Origin of the sequence: Mesorhizobium marinum, assembly GCF_040813675.1 — a bacterium.
GTDB classification, from domain to species: domain Bacteria; phylum Pseudomonadota; class Alphaproteobacteria; order Rhizobiales; family Rhizobiaceae; genus Mesorhizobium_K; species Mesorhizobium_K marinum.
On sequence record NZ_JBFOCI010000037.1, the window covers coordinates 1 to 707 of the forward strand.

General features: G+C 68.2%; 1 protein-coding gene. It reads left to right on the forward strand.

Annotation, left to right across the window (positions count from 1 at the left end; all coding sequences use genetic code 11):
* A partial coding sequence (locus tag ABUE31_RS22745) for a 2-oxo acid dehydrogenase subunit E2 (RefSeq protein ID WP_367726046.1) occupies positions 1–707 on the forward strand: 707 nt, incomplete at both ends.

The window sequence follows — 707 nt, forward strand, 5'->3', positions numbered from 1 at the left end:
AAGGACGCCGGCGTCGACATCGCGTCGGTCGCCGGGTCCGGCCCGCACGGTCGCATCGTCCGGGCCGATGTCGAGGCGATGGTCGCCGGCGGCAAGGCCGCGCCCGCGGCAAGGGCCGACGCGCCGGCCGCGGCTCCCGCCGTCAGGCCGATGTCCGACGACGCCGTGCTGAAGCTGTTCGAGGAAGGCTCCTACGAACTCGTCCCGCACGACAACATGCGCAAGACCATCGCCCGCCGGCTGGTCGAGGCGAAGTCGACCATCCCGCATTTCTACCTCACCCTCGACTGCGAGATCGACGCGCTGCTGAAGCTGCGCGCCGAGATCAATGCCGCAGCCCCGGTGAAGAAGACGGAGAAGGGCGAGGAGCCCGCCTACAAGGTCTCGGTCAACGACATGGTCATCAAGGCGATGGCGCTGGCGCTGCGCGACGTGCCGGCGGCCAACGTCTCGTGGACGGAAAGCGCGATGGTGCAGCACCGCCACGCCGATGTCGGCGTCGCCGTCTCGATCCCGGGCGGGCTGATCACGCCGATCGTCCGCCGCGCCGAGGAGAAGACGCTGTCGGTCATCGCCAACGAGATGAAGGACCTTGCCGCACGCGCCAGGAACAAGAAGCTGAAGCCGGAAGAATACCAGGGCGGCACGACGGCGGTGTCCAACCTCGGCATGTTCGGCATCAAGGACTTTGCCGCCGTCATCAACCC